Raw genomic sequence first — 15,063 nt, 5'->3', positions numbered from 1 at the left:
GCGGCACCCTGCCTCAGGCCGCCAGCCGGGACAGGTCGGCCACGCGGTTCATGGCCACGTGCAGGCGCTTGAGCAGGCCCTGGCGGTTCAGGCGCAGGTCCAGTTGCTCGGCGTTGACCATCACGTCGTCGAAGAACGCATCCACCGGCGCGCGCAGCACGGCCAGCGTCTGCAGGCTGGCGGTGTAGTCGCCCGCGTCGAACTGCGCATCGGCCTCGGGCACGAAGCGCTGCAGCGCGGCGTAGAGGTTCTTTTCCGCCTCTTCCTGCAGCAGGTCGGGGTTGACGTGCGGGTCCACGGGCCCGGCCACCTCGGCCTTCTTGAGGATGTTGCCCACGCGCTTGTTGGCCGCGGCCAGGGCCGGGCTTTCGGGCAGTTCGGCAAACGCGCGCACGGCGGCGAGCTGCTTTTGCACCAGCGACAGGCGCTGCGGGCGCAGGGCGATGACGGCATCGACTTCCTGCGCGCTGTAGCCCTGCTCGCGCAGGCTGCCGGCGAGGCGGTCGTAGAAGAATTCAGTCAGCCGCTCCGCAGTATCAGGGAGCAATTCGATGCGAATGCGCGCTGCACCGCCGACAAAGGTTTTCCCCTCCTGCAGCTGACGCCCTGGTAACGCAGCGTCGCGAGCCTGCGCCAAAAGCCCTGTTCTGGCTTCACCTTCGGCTGCAAGGAAAGCATCAAAAGCCATCTGCAAAAGAGTTGCTAAATCTAGTGGTAGCTTTTTCTCGACCAGCATGCGGATCACGCCCTGCGCGTGGCGGCGCAGCGCGAAGGGGTCGCGGTCGCCCGTGGGCAGGTTGCCGATGCCGAACATGCCGACCAGCGTTTCCAGCTTGTCGGCCATGGCCACGATGACGCCCACGTTCTCGCGCGGCAGCTCGTCGCCCGCGAAGCGCGGCTTGTAGTGGTCTTCGATGGCGTGGGCCACCTCGTGCGCCAGGCCGTCGTTGGCGGCGTAGTAGCCGCCCATGATGCCCTGCAGCTCGGGGAATTCGCCCACCATGTCGGTCACCAGATCGGCCTTGGACAGCCGCGCGGCGGTGTCCACGCACGACAGCAGGTAGTCGCGCGCGATTTCGCCCTCGGCCGAATCCAGGTCCGCGTGGTGCGTGCCGATGCCGGCGAACAGCTGCTCGGCGATCGCCTTGGCTATTGTCCTAACGCGCTCCACCCGCTCGCCCTGCGTGCCCAGCTTGTTGTGATAGACCACCTTGGAGAGGCTCTCCACGCGCGACAGCAGCGTCTTCTTGCGGTCCTGGTCGAAGAAGAACTTGGCGTCGGCCAGGCGCGGGCGCACCACGCGCTCGTTGCCCTGCACCACCGCGCTCGCATCGGCGGGCGTGATGTTGCTCACCACCAGGAATTGGTGCGACAGCCGGCCATCGGCCTGCAGCAGCGGGAAGTACTTCTGGTTGGCCTTCATCGTGAGGATCAGGCACTCCTGCGGCACATCGAGAAACTCCTTCTCGAACTCGCAGATGAGCACGTTGGGGCGCTCGACCAGCGCCGTCACTTCATCCAGCAGGGCGTCGTCCTCGATGGGGCGCACGCCGCCGCCCACGCGCGCGGCGGCGGCCTGCAACTGGCGCACGATCTCGGCGCGGCGCTCGGCGAAGCTGGCGATCACGGCGCCCTGCTCGGCCAGTTGCTGGGCGTAGCTGTCGGCACTGGTGACGACGACCGGGTCCACGGCCGCCTCGAAGCGGTGGCCGTGCGTGGTGTTGCCGGCGGTCAGGCCCAGTGCCTTCACCGACAGCAGCACCTCGGTGCCATGCAGGGCCACCAGGCCGTGCGCGGGCCGCACGAAGCTCACGCTGGTCCAGCCGGGCTGCTCGCAGCCGGAGGCGAGCTGGTAGCGCATCACCTTCGGGATGGGCAGCTTGGCGATGGATTCCTGCAGGGCCTTCTGCAGGCCCTCGGACAGCGTGGCGCCGCGCACGGTGCTGTCATGGAACAGCACTTCGGCCTTGCCGTCCTGCACGCGGCGCAGCGCGGCCACGGCCGAGGCGTCGGCGCCCAGCGCGGCCAGCTTCTTGAGCAGCGCGGGCGTGGCGTTGCCGGCGGCATCCAGCCCCACGGCGACGGGCATGAGCTTTTGCGAGACGGCCTTGTCGGCGGCCTGGGGCGCCACTTCGGTGATGTGCGCGGCCAGGCGGCGCGGTGAAGCGAAAGCCGTCAACCGCGAGCCCGGCGCGGCCAGCCCCTGGGCCTGCAGCTGCTCGAACAGCACGCCGGCAAAGGCGTCGCCCAGCTTCTGCAGGGCCTTCGGGGGCAGTTCTTCGACGAACAGTTCAACGAGAAGATTCGGATGGGTCATGGTGGTCTGTGTTCCTTCCTGATGCGCGTGCGTGCCTCAGGCCGCCTTCTTCTGCTGTTGCTGCTGCTGTTCGGCACGGGCCAGGTCGGCCAGCACCTCGGCGGCCCATTCCTGGGGCGCCATCGGAAAGCCCAGCCGTGCACGGCTGTCGAGGTAGCTCTTGGCCACGGCGCGGGCCAGGTTGCGGATGCGGCCGATGTAGGCCGCGCGCTCGGTCACGCTGATGGCGCCGCGCGCATCCAGCAGGTTGAAGCTGTGCGCGGCTTTCAGCACCTGCTCGTAGGCCGGCAGGGCGAGCTGCTGCTCCATCAGGTACTGGGCTTGGCTTTCGTGCGCGCTGAACGCGGTGAACAGGAAGTCGGCGTCGGCGTGCTCGAAGTTGTAGGTGGACTGTTCCACCTCGTTCTGCTTGTACACGTCGCCATAGGAGAGGCCATCGGTCCACGTCAGGTTGTAGACGTTGTCCACGCCCTGCAGGTACATGGCCAGGCGCTCCAGGCCGTAGGTGATCTCGCCCGTGGCGGGCTTGCAGTCGATGCCGCCGACCTGCTGGAAGTAGGTGAACTGCGTCACCTCCATGCCGTTCAGCCACACCTCCCACCCCAGGCCCCAGGCGCCGAGCGTGGGGTTCTCCCAGTCGTCCTCGACGAAGCGGATGTCGTTCTTCTTGAGATCGAAGCCCAGGGCCTCCAGCGACCCCAGGTACAGCTCCAGGATGTTGGCCGGCGCGGGCTTGAGCACGACCTGGAACTGGTAGTAGTGCTGCAGGCGGTTGGGGTTCTCGCCGTAGCGGCCGTCCTTGGGGCGGCGGCTGGGCTGCACGTAGGCGGCCTTCCAGGGCTCGGGGCCCAGCGCGCGCAGGAAGGTGGCGGTGTGCGAGGTGCCGGCGCCCACTTCCATGTCGTAGGGCTGCAGCAGCGCGCAGCCCTGTTCGGCCCAGTACGACTGCAGCTTCAGGATGATTTGCTGGAAGGTCAACATGCGTGTGTCTGGCATGGCGGGGCCATGCGGTTGGTAGAGAGGGTTTGCACGCAGGCGCGCGCAAAGCGGTCGATTTTACGAGGCGCGCCCGGCGCATCGGCCACGCCCGGCACGGGGCCGCCACGCCCGCATGCAAAAATAGCCGCCACCGCTTACTTACCAAGCGCTGGCAGCTATTATTTTTATAGCAATGCACCGCGGATGCACCGCGGGCGTCCACTCAATCTTGCCAGCGGCGCAGCACCAGGCTGGCGTTGGTGCCGCCGAAGCCGAAGCTGTTGGACAGCACGGTCGTCAGCGATGCATCGCGCGAGGTGCGCACGATGGGCATGCCCTCGGCGGCCGGGTCCAGGTTTTCGATGTGGGCCGAGCCGGCGATGAAGCCGCCCTGCAGCATGTACAGGCAGTAGATCGCCTCCTGCACGCCCGTCGCGCCCTGCGAGTGGCCGGTGAGCGACTTGGTGGAGGAGAACGGGGGCACCGCGTCGCCGAACACCTCGCGCAGCGCGCGCAGTTCGGGCAGGTCGCCCACGGGGGTGGACGTGCCGTGCGTGTTCACGTAGTCGATCGTGCCGCCGCCCGCTTCGGCGATGGCCTGGCGCATGCAGGCGATGGCGCCGTCGCCCGAGGGCGCGACCATGTCTTCGCCGTCCGACGACAGGCCGAAGCCGACGATCTCGGCCAGGATGGTGGCGCCGCGGGCCTGGGCGTGCTCCAGGCTCTCCAGCACCAGCGCACCGCCGCCGCCGGCGATCACGAAGCCGTCGCGGTCCACGTCGTAGGGACGCGAGGCCGTCTCGGGCGTGGCGTTGAATTTGGCCGACATGGCGCCCATGCCGTCGAACAGCGTGGCCAGGCCCCAGGAGAGCTCTTCGCCGCCGCCCGCGAACATCACGTCCTGCAGGCCGAAGGCGATCTGCTGCGCCGCCATGCCCACGCAGTGCGCGGAGGTGCTGCAGGCCGATGTGATCGAGAAATTGATGCCCTTGATGGCGAACGCCGTGGACAGGTTGGCCGACACGGTGGAGCCCATGCAGCGCGTGACCTGGTAGGGCCCCACGCGGCGGATGCCCTTGGAGCGCAGCGTGTCCGCCGCCTCGATCTGGTTGGCCGGCGAGCCGCCACCTGATCCCATGATGAGGCCGGTGCGAGGGTGGGACACCTGGGCGGGCGACAGGCCGGACTGGGCGATGGCGTCCTTCAGCGACAGGTAGGCGTACGCCGCGGCATCGCCCATGAAGCGGCGCTGCTTGCGGTCGATGAGCGCGTCCAGATCGATCTGCGGCGCGCCCGCCACCTGGCTGCGCAGGCCGAGTTCGGCGAACTCGGGCATGGCGCGGATGCCGGATTTGCCTTCGCGCAGCGACGTGGTCACTGCCTGCTGGTCGTTGCCGATGCACGAGACGATGCCCGCACCCGTGATGACGACGCGCTTCTTCATGGTCATGCCGTGGCTCCCGCTGCGGGTGCTCCGTCCTTCCCGTCTTCACGCTTGAAAAGGCCCACGCGCAGGTCGTTGGCCACGTAGATCTCCTGGCCGTCGGCCAGCAGGCGGGCATCGCCGATGGCCATGACCAGCTTGCGCTTGATCACGCGCTTGATGTCGATTTCGTAGGTGACGAGCTTCACGTTCGGGCCGACTTCGCCGGTGAACTTGACTTCGCCCGCGCCCAGGGCGCGGCCCCGGCCTGGCAGCTGCAGCCAGGTGAGGTAGAAACCGATGAGCTGCCACATGGCATCCAGCCCCAGGCAGCCCGGCATGACCGGATCGCCCTGGAAGTGGCAGTCGAAAAACCAGAGGTCGGGGCGCACATCGAGTTCGGCCCGGATTTTCCCCAGCCCATGCGCCCCACCATCGCTGTCGATGTGCGTGATGCGGTCAAACATCAGCATGGGCGGCAGCGGCAGTCGTCCGCTGTCAGGGGTGAACAGCTTGCCCTCGCCGGAGGCGATCAGTTGTTCATAGGAAAAGGAATCAGCCATTGTCAGTCGTGCTCCAGATCGGCGGTGCGCCCGCCGGATTTTGATTGCGCGCCACCGAGGTCTTTTCGGTGGCGGGGCATCCATTATCAAGGCACACGGAGGGCCGACTGTGACACAGGGCCAAGGGTGATTCCCTAATTTCATGAAAGCGGGCCGCGCCGGACCGCGTCAGCGCAGGCCGCACGGGCGTGCGGCCGCGCGGATCGGGCCCCGATCAGTACTGCCAGAAGATGCGCTGCAGGTCCTTGCTGGTCTGGGGCTTGGTCAGCGCCACGGCGGCCAGGATGCGGGCCTTCTGGGGGTTCAGGTCGTGGGCGACCACCCAGTCGTACTTGTCGTCGGGCTGCTCGGCGTTGCGCAGCACGAAGCCGTCGGCGATGCGCGAGGAACGGATGATCTGCACGCCCTGGCCGCGCAGTTCCTGCAGTGCAGGCACCACCCGGTCGGCCACCGAGCCGTTGCCGGTGCCGGCATGGATCAGCGCCTTGACGCCCGAGCGGCCCACGGCGTCCACCGTGGAGCGCGGCACGTTGCCGTAGCCGTAGACGATCTCCACGGGGGCGAGCGTCTCGATCTCGTCGATGTTGAACTCCGATTGCGCGGTGTGGCGCTTGACCGGCGCGCGGAACCAGTAGTTGTTGCCCTCCACCACCATGCCCAGCGGGCCCCACTGGCTGCGGAACGCCTGCGTCTTGATGTTGACGCCCTTGACCACGTCGCGGCCGCTCTGGATCTCGTCGCTCATGGTCACGAGGACGCCCTTGCCCGAGGAATCCTTGCTGGCCGCCACCGAGACGGCGCTCAGCAGGTTCAGCGCGCCGTCGGCCGACAGGGAGGTGCCGGGGCGCATGGAGCCCACGACCACGATGGGCTTGTCGGTGCGCACCACCAGGTTCAGGAAGTACGCGGTTTCCTCCAGCGTGTCGGTGCCGTGGGTGATGACGATGCCGTCCACGTCGGCCTGCTTGGCCAGGGCCGACACGCGCTTGCCCAGCTTGAGCAACTGCTCATTGGTGAAGCTCTCCGAGGCGATCTGGAAGACCTGCTCACCCTTGACGTTGGCCACGTTCGCCAGCTCGGGCAGGCCCGCGATGAGCTTGTCCACCGGCACCTTGGCCGCGGCGTAGGAAGCGCTGTTGGTCGCCGAGGCGCCCGCGCCGGCGATGGTGCCGCCCGTGGCCAGGACCACGACATTGGGCTTGGCGGCGGGCTGCGCCGCGGCCACGACGGCCCAGGCTGCGAAGGCGGCGCCGGCCAGCAGGCGCTTCAGTTTCAGAGGGGAAAGCATGTGAGTCTCCGTAATGAATGACACTTTTTGTGCCCGCGGCATTTCCGCGGGTGCCGTATGGTAGGAAGCCGCATGGCGGGCTGTGGGGAATAATCGCCGGCCGGGTGTGACTTCCGGTCATATTCTCGTTTTCCCTCCCCTGCGATGAATCTCCGCCAACTCGAAGTCTTCCAGGCCGTCATGCAAACCGGCAACATGAGCGCGGCTGCCCGGCTGATCAACATCACGCCGTCGGCGGTGAGCAAGACCATCGCGCACGCGGAACTGCAACTGGGCTACGCGCTGTTCAGCCGGGCCCGCGGGGCCCTGCTGCCCACGCCGGAGGCGCAGGCGCTGTTCACCGCCTCCAGCCAGATCCACAGCCAGCTCGACGCACTGCGCCGCACCGCGCACAACCTGCGCCAGCCCGAGGGCGGCCTGGTGCGGCTGGCGGCGATTCCGTCCGTCACGCATGAATTCCTGCCCGCGGTGCTGGAGTGCCATGCCCAGCAATCGCCCCGGGTGCGCGTGGAAGTGCGCACCCTGCACCAGGACCAGATGGCGCAGGCGCTGCTCACCCGCTCGGTGGATTTCGCGCTGGGCTTCTACGACCACCCGCACCCGCAGCTGGAGAGCAGCATCCTGGTGAGTGGGCCGCTGTTCATCGCCGTGGCGCGGGACATCTGGCTGCGCGCGGTGCGGCTGAACCGATCCGACCCGATCACCTTCCTGGCCAACACGCCCATGATCCAGTTGCTGGGCGACGAGCCCATGCGCCAACCCATGGCCGAACTGGCACAGAGCCTGGGCGTGCACACCGAGCTGGGCATCCAGATGCAGACCTCGCAGCTGGCCCTGGCGCTGGTCAAGCGCGGCATGGGGTGGACGGTGGTCGATTTCCTGACCGCGCGCAACCTCGACCCGGCCGCCATCACCGCGGTGCCGCTGCGCGACCTGCCGCCCATGGCGCTGCATGCCTACCACGCCGCCAACCGCCCGCCGGACCGCCATGCCGCCCGCATGCTGGCCCTGCTGTCGGACGTGCTCATGCAGACGATGGCGCGCGCGCCTTCCGAAGCGGCCGCGCTCTGAGCCGGCCCTTCGGTCGGCGCCAGGCGCGCCGGGGTTTCAGGCGGTGGCGGCCCTGCGGGCGCGGCGCCGGCGCATCCAGGCCAGGCCTGCCACCAGCGCGCCCAGCGCCCACAGCGGCCACAGGCCCCAGCGCGAGACCCAATACGCGTAGGGCGTGACCGCCCCGCTGCGCCCCTGCACCTCGCCGGTCAGCACACCGCGCACGTGCGACGGCAGGCGCTGCGTGACCACGCCCCGGTGGTCGATGATGGCGGTGGCCCCGGTGTTGGTGGCCCGCACCATGGGGCGCTCGAACTCCAGCGCGCGCATGCGGCTGATGGCCAGATGCTGGTCGATGGCCACCGAATCGCCGAACCAGCCGATGTTGCTCAGGTTCACGAAGATCGTCGGCGCCTGGGCGGGGTCGGTGAAGCGCGCGCCCAGTTCTTCGCCGAACAGATCCTCATAGCAGATGTTGGGCGCGATGCGCTCGCCCGCCCAGAGGAACGGCGCCTGCCCCACGGCACCCCGGTTGAAGTCGCCCAGCGGGATGTTCATCATCTCGGTGAACCACCGGAAGAACGGAGGAATGAATTCGCCGAAGGGCACGAGGTGGTGCTTGTCGTACTGGTACGGCGCGGCCTGGCCGGGCGCGAAGCCCATCACCGAGTTGGTGTAGCCCAGCGCCATGTCGCCCAGCGGAATGCCCAGCAGCGCCGCCTGCCGGCCGGCGCCCTGCCCCGCCGCGGGGGGCTGGGTGTAGCGCGCAGTGACCGAATCCAGGTAGCCCGGCACCAGTTGCTGCGGCAGCAGCGGGATGGCCGTCTCGGGCGCCACCACCAGCGCGGCCTGGGCGCTGCGCAGCTGCTCGGCATACCAGCGCAGGGCGGTCGGCACGCCGCTGCCGGCCTGGAATTTCTCGTCCTGGGGAATGTTGCCCTGCAGCAGGGCCAGCGACAGCGGCGCGGGGCGCTGCATCGGCGTGTGGCACAGCTCGACGGCGCAGTGGCGCTGCACCGCCAGCCCGGCCCAGGCCAGCACGGCCAGCCCCACCAGGGCCCATGCCTTCAGGCTGCGCAGGTCGCTGCGCCGCCCCTGGGCCACGAGCATGGCCAGCACGGCCGCGATGCAGCCGATGCCGTACACCCCGACCGACCGCGCCAGCACGGCCAGCGGGCCTTCGATGTGTGCGTAGCCACCGGCGCCCCATGGAAAGCCCGTCCACCACTGGCCGCGCGCCAACTCGGCCAGCAGCCAGAACGCTCCGAAAAAAATAGCAGCATGCCAGCGATTTGATTGCCCCAGGGCCTTGAAACACCCCGCAGCCACCGCGTAGTAGCTGCCCAGAAACGCCGCCAGCCCCACCACCGCGAGCGCGGCCAGCGGCGCGGCCAGCCCGCCGTAGGTGTGCATGGAAATGAAGAGCCACCAGAAGGTGCCCGTCAGCCAGGCGGTGGCAAAGAGCCACCCCAGCACCGCGGCCTGCCGCGCGCTGCGGCTGGCCAGCAGCAGCCGCGCGAAGCCGCCCAGGGACAGGAGTTGCAGCCACCACACCGGCTCGCCGCCGAAGGGCCAGGCGATCGAGGCGGCCTGCGCCAGGCCCGCCAGCAGCGCGAGCCCCCCTGCCAGCGCCACCGGCCCGAGCGGGCCGCGGCGCGCGCCAGCGGCGCCCATCAGTGCGCAGCCCGGTCGTCTTCGGCGGGAACCGGCGACACCTTGAACCAGCGCACCGCGCCGCCCTTGGTGTGCAGCACGACGAACCGCAGGCCGCCCAGGTCGAGCGTCTCGCCGCGCTTGGGGGCACGGCCCATCTCGTGCGCGATCAGGCCGCCGATGGTGTCGAAGGGCTCGGTCCGGTCGGAGCCCGCGAGCACTGCGCCGAACGCCTCGGCCACCCGTTCGACCGGGGTGTCGCCGCTCACGCGGTAGGTGCGGTCGGCCAGCCCGAAGATGTCGCCCTCGTCCTCGGGGATGTCGAACTCGTCCTCGATCTCGCCCACGATCTGCTCCAGCACGTCCTCGATGGTGACCAATCCAGCCACGCGGCCGAACTCGTCGATCACCACCGCCATGTGGATGCGGTTCACGCGGAACTCGCGCAGCAGATCGTTCAGGCCCTTGCTCTCCGGCACGAAGGCGGCGGGGCGCAACAGCGCGCGGATGTTCAGCTCCGGCGCGCGCTGCAGCTTGAGCAGGTCCTTGGCCATCAGGATGCCGATGATGTTCTCGCGCTCGCCCTGATAGACGGGAAACCGCGAGTGCGCGGTGTCGATCACCTGGTGCAGCAGGGCATCGAACGGTGCCTCGATGTCGATCAGGTCCATGCGCGGGGCAGCCACCATCACGTCGCTGGCCCGCATCTCGGCCATGCGCAGCACGCGCTCGAGCATCACGCGGGCATCGGCGTTGATGATCTGGTTGTCTTCGGCTTCCGCCAGGGTGGCGATCAGCTCGTCGGTCGAATCCGGGCCGGGGTGGATGAACTCGACGAGCCGCTGCAGGAACGTGCGCTTGTCCTCTCGTTCGGACGGGCGCGCGGAATGGGGGTCGGACACGGTCTTGGAATGCAGGACGTGCGGTGGTTGATCAGGCCCCAAGGATAGCGGAAGCATCGCGCTGGCGGCCCTGCCGGGCGCCCGTTAACGTCATTCGGCCGACTGGTGGCGCCCGTCGCGCACGCCGCGCCGCACTTCCTGCAGCCCGGCCAGGAGCCGCCAGAACTGGCGGGCCTGCTTCTTGAAGCGGTAATCCATCTCGGCGAACTGGTGCACCACCATCTGCGCCATGCGGGTGTCCAGGCCGGCGCGCGGCAGCTGCAGGTAGGCCTTGGACTCCGAGCCGTCGCGGCGCACGGTGGCGCCGGCATTGCGCGCGATTTTCAGCATGGCGGTGTTCTCGCTCAGGGCATGGATGAACACCATGCTCACGCCCTGGTTGCGCGCGTGCATCACGGCGCGATCGAACAGCCGGGCGCCGAAGCCGCGCCCCCGCGCCTGGCCCAGCACGGACACGCCGAACTCGGCGCAGCTTTGGTGCTCCGGCGCATCGGCGTAGGCGAGGTGGGCGACGGCGATGAGTTCCAGCCGCCGGTTGTAGATGCCGAAGATCTCGTCGCGCACGAAATCCAGCTGATCCACATAGCGCTGCACCTGTTCGTCGCTGGCGGCGTAACCGAAGCGCAGGTAGCGGTCCGAAGGCTCCAGCCGCAGCAGGTGGGCGGCGATGCGCTCGCGGTGCCCGGGGCCGAGCGAGCGGATCGGCACCATGACCGGCGAGCTGCCCCGCCGGTGCGGCGGACGGGGCGCTTCGCTGCGCAGCACAGTGCCGCCTGCATCGGGGGACGCGCGAAGCCAGTCTTGGGTGGGGATCATGATGGCGAGATTTTAGGGTTTTCCCTTATATCTGACCAAACTTTTTGTTGCACTGCGGCGCGGCGGGCGAAGGCCTCCGCCTCGAAACGACGCCACCGATGGGCCCGAGGGCCTGGGCAGCTATGGATTCATGAGCGCCTGCGCGCTACACCGGCACGGCGGTGGTGGCCTTCACGCGGTCCAGCACGAAGCTCGTCTTGCAATCCTGCACGCTGGGGTGCTTGAGCAGCGTGTCCATGATGAAGCGGCTGTAGTGCGCCATGTCGGCCACCACGACGCGCAGCAGGTAGTCCATCTCGCCCGTGAGCGCGGCGCACTCCACCACCTCGGGCCAGGTCTGCACGCTGGCGCGAAACAGGTCCATGGGGTTGCGCTTGTGGCTCTCGGTGTGCTTTTCGAGGCGCACGTTCAGGTAGGCCGTGAGGCCCAGGCCCACCGACTCGGGCCGGACCAGCGCCACGTAGCGGTCGATCACGCCACTTTCCTCCAGGCGCTTGGCGCGACGCAGCACGGCGCTGGGCGACAGCCCCACCCGCTCCCCGATTTCGTCGTAGGTCTCGCGTCCGTTTACCTGTAAACAGCGCAAGATGGCGCGGTCAAGCTTGTCGAGTGCGTGGTCAGCGGTCATGGCGCAGGATTCTACGGATCTCGGGCACGGCTGCGAAGGTGGATTCCACGGCCGCCGAATGCACGTATGTCCCGATGTGGAAGACGGCGCATCGTCGCAAAATCTCCAAAAAAGAACGGTCGTTCTTTTTTATAAGAGAGAGTGTTTTCACACCACCACCGGAGACAAACCATGTTCGTTGCATTCAGCCGCCTGCTGCGCGGTTTCGCTTTCGTCCTGGCCGCGTTCGCATTGCAGGGCTTGCAGGGCGCCAGCGCCCAGTCCGGCTACGCGCAGACCCGCTACCCCATCGTTTTGGTGCACGGCCTGTTCGGATTCGATTCCGCGCTGGGCGTGGATTACTTCTACCGAATTCCGCAGGCGCTGCAGCGCGATGGCGCCCGCGTGTTCGTGGCGCAGGTATCGGCGGCCAACAGCACCGAGGTGCGGGGCGAGCAGTTGCTGGCCCAGGTGAAGAACATCCGGGCGCTCACGGGTGCCGAGAAGGTCCATCTGATCGGCCATTCGCATGGCGGCCCGACGGCGCGGTACGTCGCAGGGGTGGCGCCGCAGTGGGTGGCGTCGGTCACCTCCGTGGGCGGCGTCAACCGCGGCTCGCGCGTGGCGGACGTGGTGCGCGGGGTCGCGCCCAAGGGCAGCGTGAGCGAGGCGGTGGCCAGCCAGGCGGCTTCGGCGCTGGTGGCGCTCATCAACCTTTCCTCGGGGGGCAGCGGCCTGCCGCAGATGCCGACCGCGGCGCTGGATTCGCTCACCACCGAGGGTTCGGCGCGCTTCAACCAGCGCTTCGGCGCGGGCGTGCCCACCAGCGGCTGCGGCGACGGGGCCGACCTGGTCAACGGCGTGCGCTACTACTCGTGGACCGGCGTGCGCACGGTCACCAACGTGCTCGATGCCAGCGACGCCCTGCTCGCCACGACCGGGCTGGTGTTCAACGAGGCCAACGACGGCCTGGTGTCGGCCTGCTCGGCGCGCCTGGGCAAACACCTGGGCGACTACCGCCAGAACCATCTGGACGAGATCAACCAACTGCTCGGCCTGCGGGACTGGCTGTCGGTGGACCCGGTCACGCTGTACCTGGACCAGGCCAACCGCCTCAAGAAAGCGGGCCTGTGACAAGCCGAACCATGACGCACCGGCCAGTGACGCGCATCCCCGGTGCGGCACTGGCGGCGTGCGGCATCGCTGCGGCCGCCGCCCTGATCTGGTGGACCGCGGGCGGCCCGGCGCAGCAGGCGCCCCGCACACCGGGCGCCGAGACCGCCTCGGCCATGGCTGCGGGCACCCGCGCCCGCGGCCCGGCCACGCCGGCGGTGTGGGACGCGCCCGCACCGCCCGTGGCCGCCGCCAGTGACGACCCGCTGCTGGGCCCCGGCCTGCGCGACACGCTGGAAGCCCTGCTGCACGCGGCGGGCGAAGCGCCGGAGCCCGGCCTTCTCAAGGCCCGGCTGGAGGGCCTGATCGGCCAGTTCTTCCCGCCGCAGGTCGCCACCCGCGCATTGGCGCTGGCCCACCGCTACGTGGACTACCGCGTGGCGCTGGGGCGGCTGCAGGCGCCCGCCGATCTGCGCGATCCCCAGGCCCTGCGCCAAGCCCTGGCCGCACGCCAGAAGGTGCGCATGGCCGCCTTCGAACCGGACGAGTACCAGGCCCTGTTCGCCGCGGATGCGCAGATGGACGAATACCTGCTGTCCCGGCTGGAGATCGAGCGCGACCCGTCGCTCACGGCCGAGCAGAAAAGCGCAGCCCTGCAGCAGGCCGAAAGCGCCCTCGCCCCCGCGTTGCGGGCGCAGCGCAGCGAAGCGGTGGCGCACGTGGGCCTGGCCCGGCAGACCGCGGACTTCGACGCCCAGGGCATGGACGCCACGGCCCGCTTCAGCGCGCGCAGCGCGCAATACGGCGCCGAAGCCGCGCAGCGGCTGGCCCAGATGGACACGCAGGACCGGCAATGGCAGGGCCGGCTCGACCAGTACCAGGCAGCGATGGGCTCGGGGTCTTCTTCGGCCCGGCTGGCGCAACTGCGGTCGGAGCTGTTCACGCCGCAGGAGCAACTCCGCCTGGAGGGCGCCATGGCGCTGCGGGCGCTTCCCACGCAGGCCCGCTGACCGCGGGCAACCTTCGGCTGCGGCATTGCCGCCATTCATGCAGGTTTCCTGCAAAACGGGCTCGCCGGGGGCACGATTTCGCCCGAATGCTGAGTCTCTACGGCCTAAAGTGGATGGCAGACATCCATCCACGAACGGAGACGCCAATGAACGCAGCCTTGCCCGAGCAAGCCACGCAACAGACCGCCGCCTGGGAGAACCCCATGGGCACCGACGGTTTCGAATTCATCGAATACGCCGCACCCGATCCGCAGGCCATGGGCAAGGTGTTCGAAGGCATGGGCTTCAAGCCCGTGGCGCGGCACCGCCACAAGAACGTGACCCTGTACCGCCAGGGCGAGATCAACTTCATCATCAATGCCGAGCCCGACAGCTTCGCGCAGCGCTTTGCGCGCATGCACGGCCCCAGCGTCTGTGCGATCGCCTTCCGCGTGCACGATGCCAAGGCCGCCTACGAGCGCGCCCTGGGGCTGGGCGCCTGGGGCTATGCCGGCACCGCCGGCCCGGGCGAGCTGAACATTCCCGCCATCAAGGGCATCGGCGACAGCCTGATCTATCTGGTGGACCGCTGGCGCGGCAAGGGCGGCGCGCAGCCCGGCGACATCGGCAACATCGGCTTCTTCGACGTGGACTTCGAGCCGCTGCCCGGCGTGTCGGCCGAAGAGGCGCTCAACCCCCACGGCCATGGCCTGACCTACATCGACCACCTGACGCACAACGTGCACCGGGGCCGCATGAACGAATGGGCCGGGTTCTACGAGCGCCTGTTCGGCTTCCGCGAGATCAAGTACTTCGACATCGAAGGCCAGGTCACCGGCGTCAAGAGCAAGGCCATGACCAGCCCCTGCGGCAAGATCCGCATCCCGATCAACGAAGAGGGCAAGGAAAAGGCCGGCCAGATCCAGGAATACCTGGACATGTACAACGGCGAGGGCATCCAGCACATCGCCATGGGCTCGGACGACCTGTACACCACGGTGGACGCGCTGCGCGGCGCCGGCGTGCGCCTGCTGGACACCATCGACACCTACTACGAACTGGTGGACAAGCGCATTCCCGGCCACGGCGAGCCGCTGGCCGAACTGCACCGACGCAAGATCCTCGTGGACGGCAAGAAGGACGCTCTGCTGCTGCAGATCTTCAGCGAGAACCAGCTCGGGCCGATCTTCTTCGAGTTCATCCAGCGCAAGGGCGACGACGGCTTCGGCAACGGCAATTTCAAGGCGCTTTTCGAGAGCATCGAGCTCGACCAGATGCGTCGGGGCGTGCTGAAGTCCGACTGAGACAGCGCCTGTAACCGAATGCAGCTTCACGGCAACGCATCTCTATACTGCGGCACGTCT

The 15,063-nt window shown here is 68.6% G+C and carries 13 protein-coding genes; 4 read left to right on the top strand and 9 right to left on the bottom strand.

Translation table 11 applies throughout. The annotated features are described in order from the left end of the window. Positions 1-13: 13 nt before the first annotated feature. From glyS to AVKW3434_RS04595, 5 genes are all read right to left on the bottom strand, one after another. Positions 14-2,317 (bottom strand): glycine--tRNA ligase subunit beta, encoded by a 2,304-nt coding sequence (gene glyS / locus AVKW3434_RS04615; RefSeq protein WP_284404859.1) that lies wholly within the window; start codon positions 2,315-2,317, stop codon positions 14-16. Between the two features lie 36 nt (positions 2,318-2,353). Beyond that, complete coding sequence (gene glyQ / locus AVKW3434_RS04610; protein WP_284405194.1) at positions 2,354-3,298, bottom strand: glycine--tRNA ligase subunit alpha; 945 nt, start codon at positions 3,296-3,298, stop codon at positions 2,354-2,356. A gap of 220 nt (positions 3,299-3,518) precedes the next feature. After that, positions 3,519-4,745: a beta-ketoacyl-ACP synthase I gene (gene fabB / locus AVKW3434_RS04605; RefSeq protein ID WP_284404857.1), complete on the bottom strand. Its 1,227-nt coding sequence runs from the start codon at positions 4,743-4,745 to the stop codon at positions 3,519-3,521. Next, on the bottom strand, positions 4,742-5,281 hold the full coding sequence (gene fabA / locus AVKW3434_RS04600; RefSeq protein WP_272565196.1) for a 3-hydroxyacyl-[acyl-carrier-protein] dehydratase FabA: 540 nt from the start codon (positions 5,279-5,281) through the stop codon (positions 4,742-4,744). The genes fabB and fabA overlap by 4 nt, the downstream gene beginning before the upstream one ends. A gap of 214 nt (positions 5,282-5,495) precedes the next feature. Beyond that, positions 5,496-6,569, bottom strand: coding sequence for an asparaginase (locus tag AVKW3434_RS04595; RefSeq protein ID WP_272565197.1), 1,074 nt, complete (start codon positions 6,567-6,569; stop codon positions 5,496-5,498). A gap of 144 nt (positions 6,570-6,713) precedes the next feature. Between AVKW3434_RS04595 and AVKW3434_RS04590 the strand changes: the two genes are divergently transcribed. Continuing rightward, the gene (locus AVKW3434_RS04590; protein WP_284404854.1) at positions 6,714-7,640 is read left to right on the top strand and encodes a LysR family transcriptional regulator; all 927 of its coding nucleotides are present in this window, start codon (positions 6,714-6,716) and stop codon (positions 7,638-7,640) included. A 36-nt stretch (positions 7,641-7,676) separates the two neighbouring features. On the opposite strand, the gene lnt is transcribed toward AVKW3434_RS04590, so the two are convergent. From lnt to AVKW3434_RS04570, 4 genes are all read right to left on the bottom strand, one after another. Continuing rightward, positions 7,677-9,293 carry an apolipoprotein N-acyltransferase gene (lnt, locus tag AVKW3434_RS04585; protein ID WP_284404852.1) on the bottom strand — a complete coding sequence of 539 codons (1,617 nt, stop codon included), beginning with the start codon at positions 9,291-9,293 and terminating at the stop codon, positions 7,677-7,679. Next, a complete protein-coding gene (locus tag AVKW3434_RS04580) occupies positions 9,293-10,174 on the bottom strand; it encodes a CorC family transporter (protein ID WP_272565200.1) in 882 nt (293 codons plus the stop codon). Before AVKW3434_RS04580 ends, lnt begins: the two co-directional genes overlap by 1 nt. Positions 10,175-10,264: 90 nt before the next feature. Beyond that, positions 10,265-10,990 (bottom strand): GNAT family N-acetyltransferase, encoded by a 726-nt coding sequence (locus AVKW3434_RS04575; protein WP_284404850.1) that lies wholly within the window; start codon positions 10,988-10,990, stop codon positions 10,265-10,267. A gap of 145 nt (positions 10,991-11,135) precedes the next feature. Next, the gene (locus AVKW3434_RS04570) at positions 11,136-11,618 is read right to left on the bottom strand and encodes an Lrp/AsnC family transcriptional regulator (protein WP_284404848.1); all 483 of its coding nucleotides are present in this window, start codon (positions 11,616-11,618) and stop codon (positions 11,136-11,138) included. A 171-nt stretch (positions 11,619-11,789) separates the two neighbouring features. On the opposite strand from AVKW3434_RS04570, the gene AVKW3434_RS04565 reads away from it, so the two are divergent. The 3 genes from AVKW3434_RS04565 (at position 11,790) to hppD (ending at position 15,003) form a co-directional block, all read left to right on the top strand. Continuing rightward, positions 11,790-12,731: a lipase family alpha/beta hydrolase gene (locus tag AVKW3434_RS04565; protein WP_272565202.1), complete on the top strand. Its 942-nt coding sequence runs from the start codon at positions 11,790-11,792 to the stop codon at positions 12,729-12,731. A gap of 11 nt (positions 12,732-12,742) precedes the next feature. Continuing rightward, entirely contained in the window at positions 12,743-13,720 is a 978-nt protein-coding gene (locus tag AVKW3434_RS04560; protein ID WP_284404846.1) for a lipase secretion chaperone, read from the top strand. 146 nt (positions 13,721-13,866) lie between these two features. Continuing rightward, positions 13,867-15,003, top strand: coding sequence for a 4-hydroxyphenylpyruvate dioxygenase (gene hppD / locus AVKW3434_RS04555; RefSeq protein ID WP_284404844.1), 1,137 nt, complete (start codon positions 13,867-13,869; stop codon positions 15,001-15,003). Positions 15,004-15,063: the final 60 nt, after the last annotated feature.

It is taken from the genome of Acidovorax sp. SUPP3434 (assembly GCF_030159015.1).
Classification (GTDB): domain Bacteria; phylum Pseudomonadota; class Gammaproteobacteria; order Burkholderiales; family Burkholderiaceae_C; genus Paracidovorax.
This window is presented reverse-complemented; position numbering and strand designations above follow the sequence as displayed.

What these genes read in the sequence shown, in the direction of transcription:
- AVKW3434_RS04590 (WP_284404854.1), top strand. Translation starts at nt 6,714, where the DNA reads ATGAATCTCCGCCAACTCGAAGTCTTCCAGGCCGTCATGCAAACCGGC.
- glyS (WP_284404859.1), bottom strand. Translation starts at nt 2,317, where the DNA reads ATGACCCATCCGAATCTTCTCGTTGAACTGTTCGTCGAAGAACTGCCC.
- AVKW3434_RS04595 (WP_272565197.1), bottom strand. Translation starts at nt 6,569, where the DNA reads ATGCTTTCCCCTCTGAAACTGAAGCGCCTGCTGGCCGGCGCCGCCTTC.
- lnt (WP_284404852.1), bottom strand. Translation starts at nt 9,293, where the DNA reads ATGGGCGCCGCTGGCGCGCGCCGCGGCCCGCTCGGGCCGGTGGCGCTG.
- AVKW3434_RS04565 (WP_272565202.1), top strand. Translation starts at nt 11,790, where the DNA reads ATGTTCGTTGCATTCAGCCGCCTGCTGCGCGGTTTCGCTTTCGTCCTG.
- glyQ (WP_284405194.1), bottom strand. Translation starts at nt 3,298, where the DNA reads ATGTTGACCTTCCAGCAAATCATCCTGAAGCTGCAGTCGTACTGGGCC.
- fabB (WP_284404857.1), bottom strand. Translation starts at nt 4,745, where the DNA reads ATGACCATGAAGAAGCGCGTCGTCATCACGGGTGCGGGCATCGTCTCG.
- AVKW3434_RS04560 (WP_284404846.1), top strand. Translation starts at nt 12,743, where the DNA reads ATGACGCACCGGCCAGTGACGCGCATCCCCGGTGCGGCACTGGCGGCG.
- hppD (WP_284404844.1), top strand. Translation starts at nt 13,867, where the DNA reads ATGAACGCAGCCTTGCCCGAGCAAGCCACGCAACAGACCGCCGCCTGG.
- fabA (WP_272565196.1), bottom strand. Translation starts at nt 5,281, where the DNA reads ATGGCTGATTCCTTTTCCTATGAACAACTGATCGCCTCCGGCGAGGGC.
- AVKW3434_RS04575 (WP_284404850.1), bottom strand. Translation starts at nt 10,990, where the DNA reads ATGATCCCCACCCAAGACTGGCTTCGCGCGTCCCCCGATGCAGGCGGC.
- AVKW3434_RS04570 (WP_284404848.1), bottom strand. Translation starts at nt 11,618, where the DNA reads ATGACCGCTGACCACGCACTCGACAAGCTTGACCGCGCCATCTTGCGC.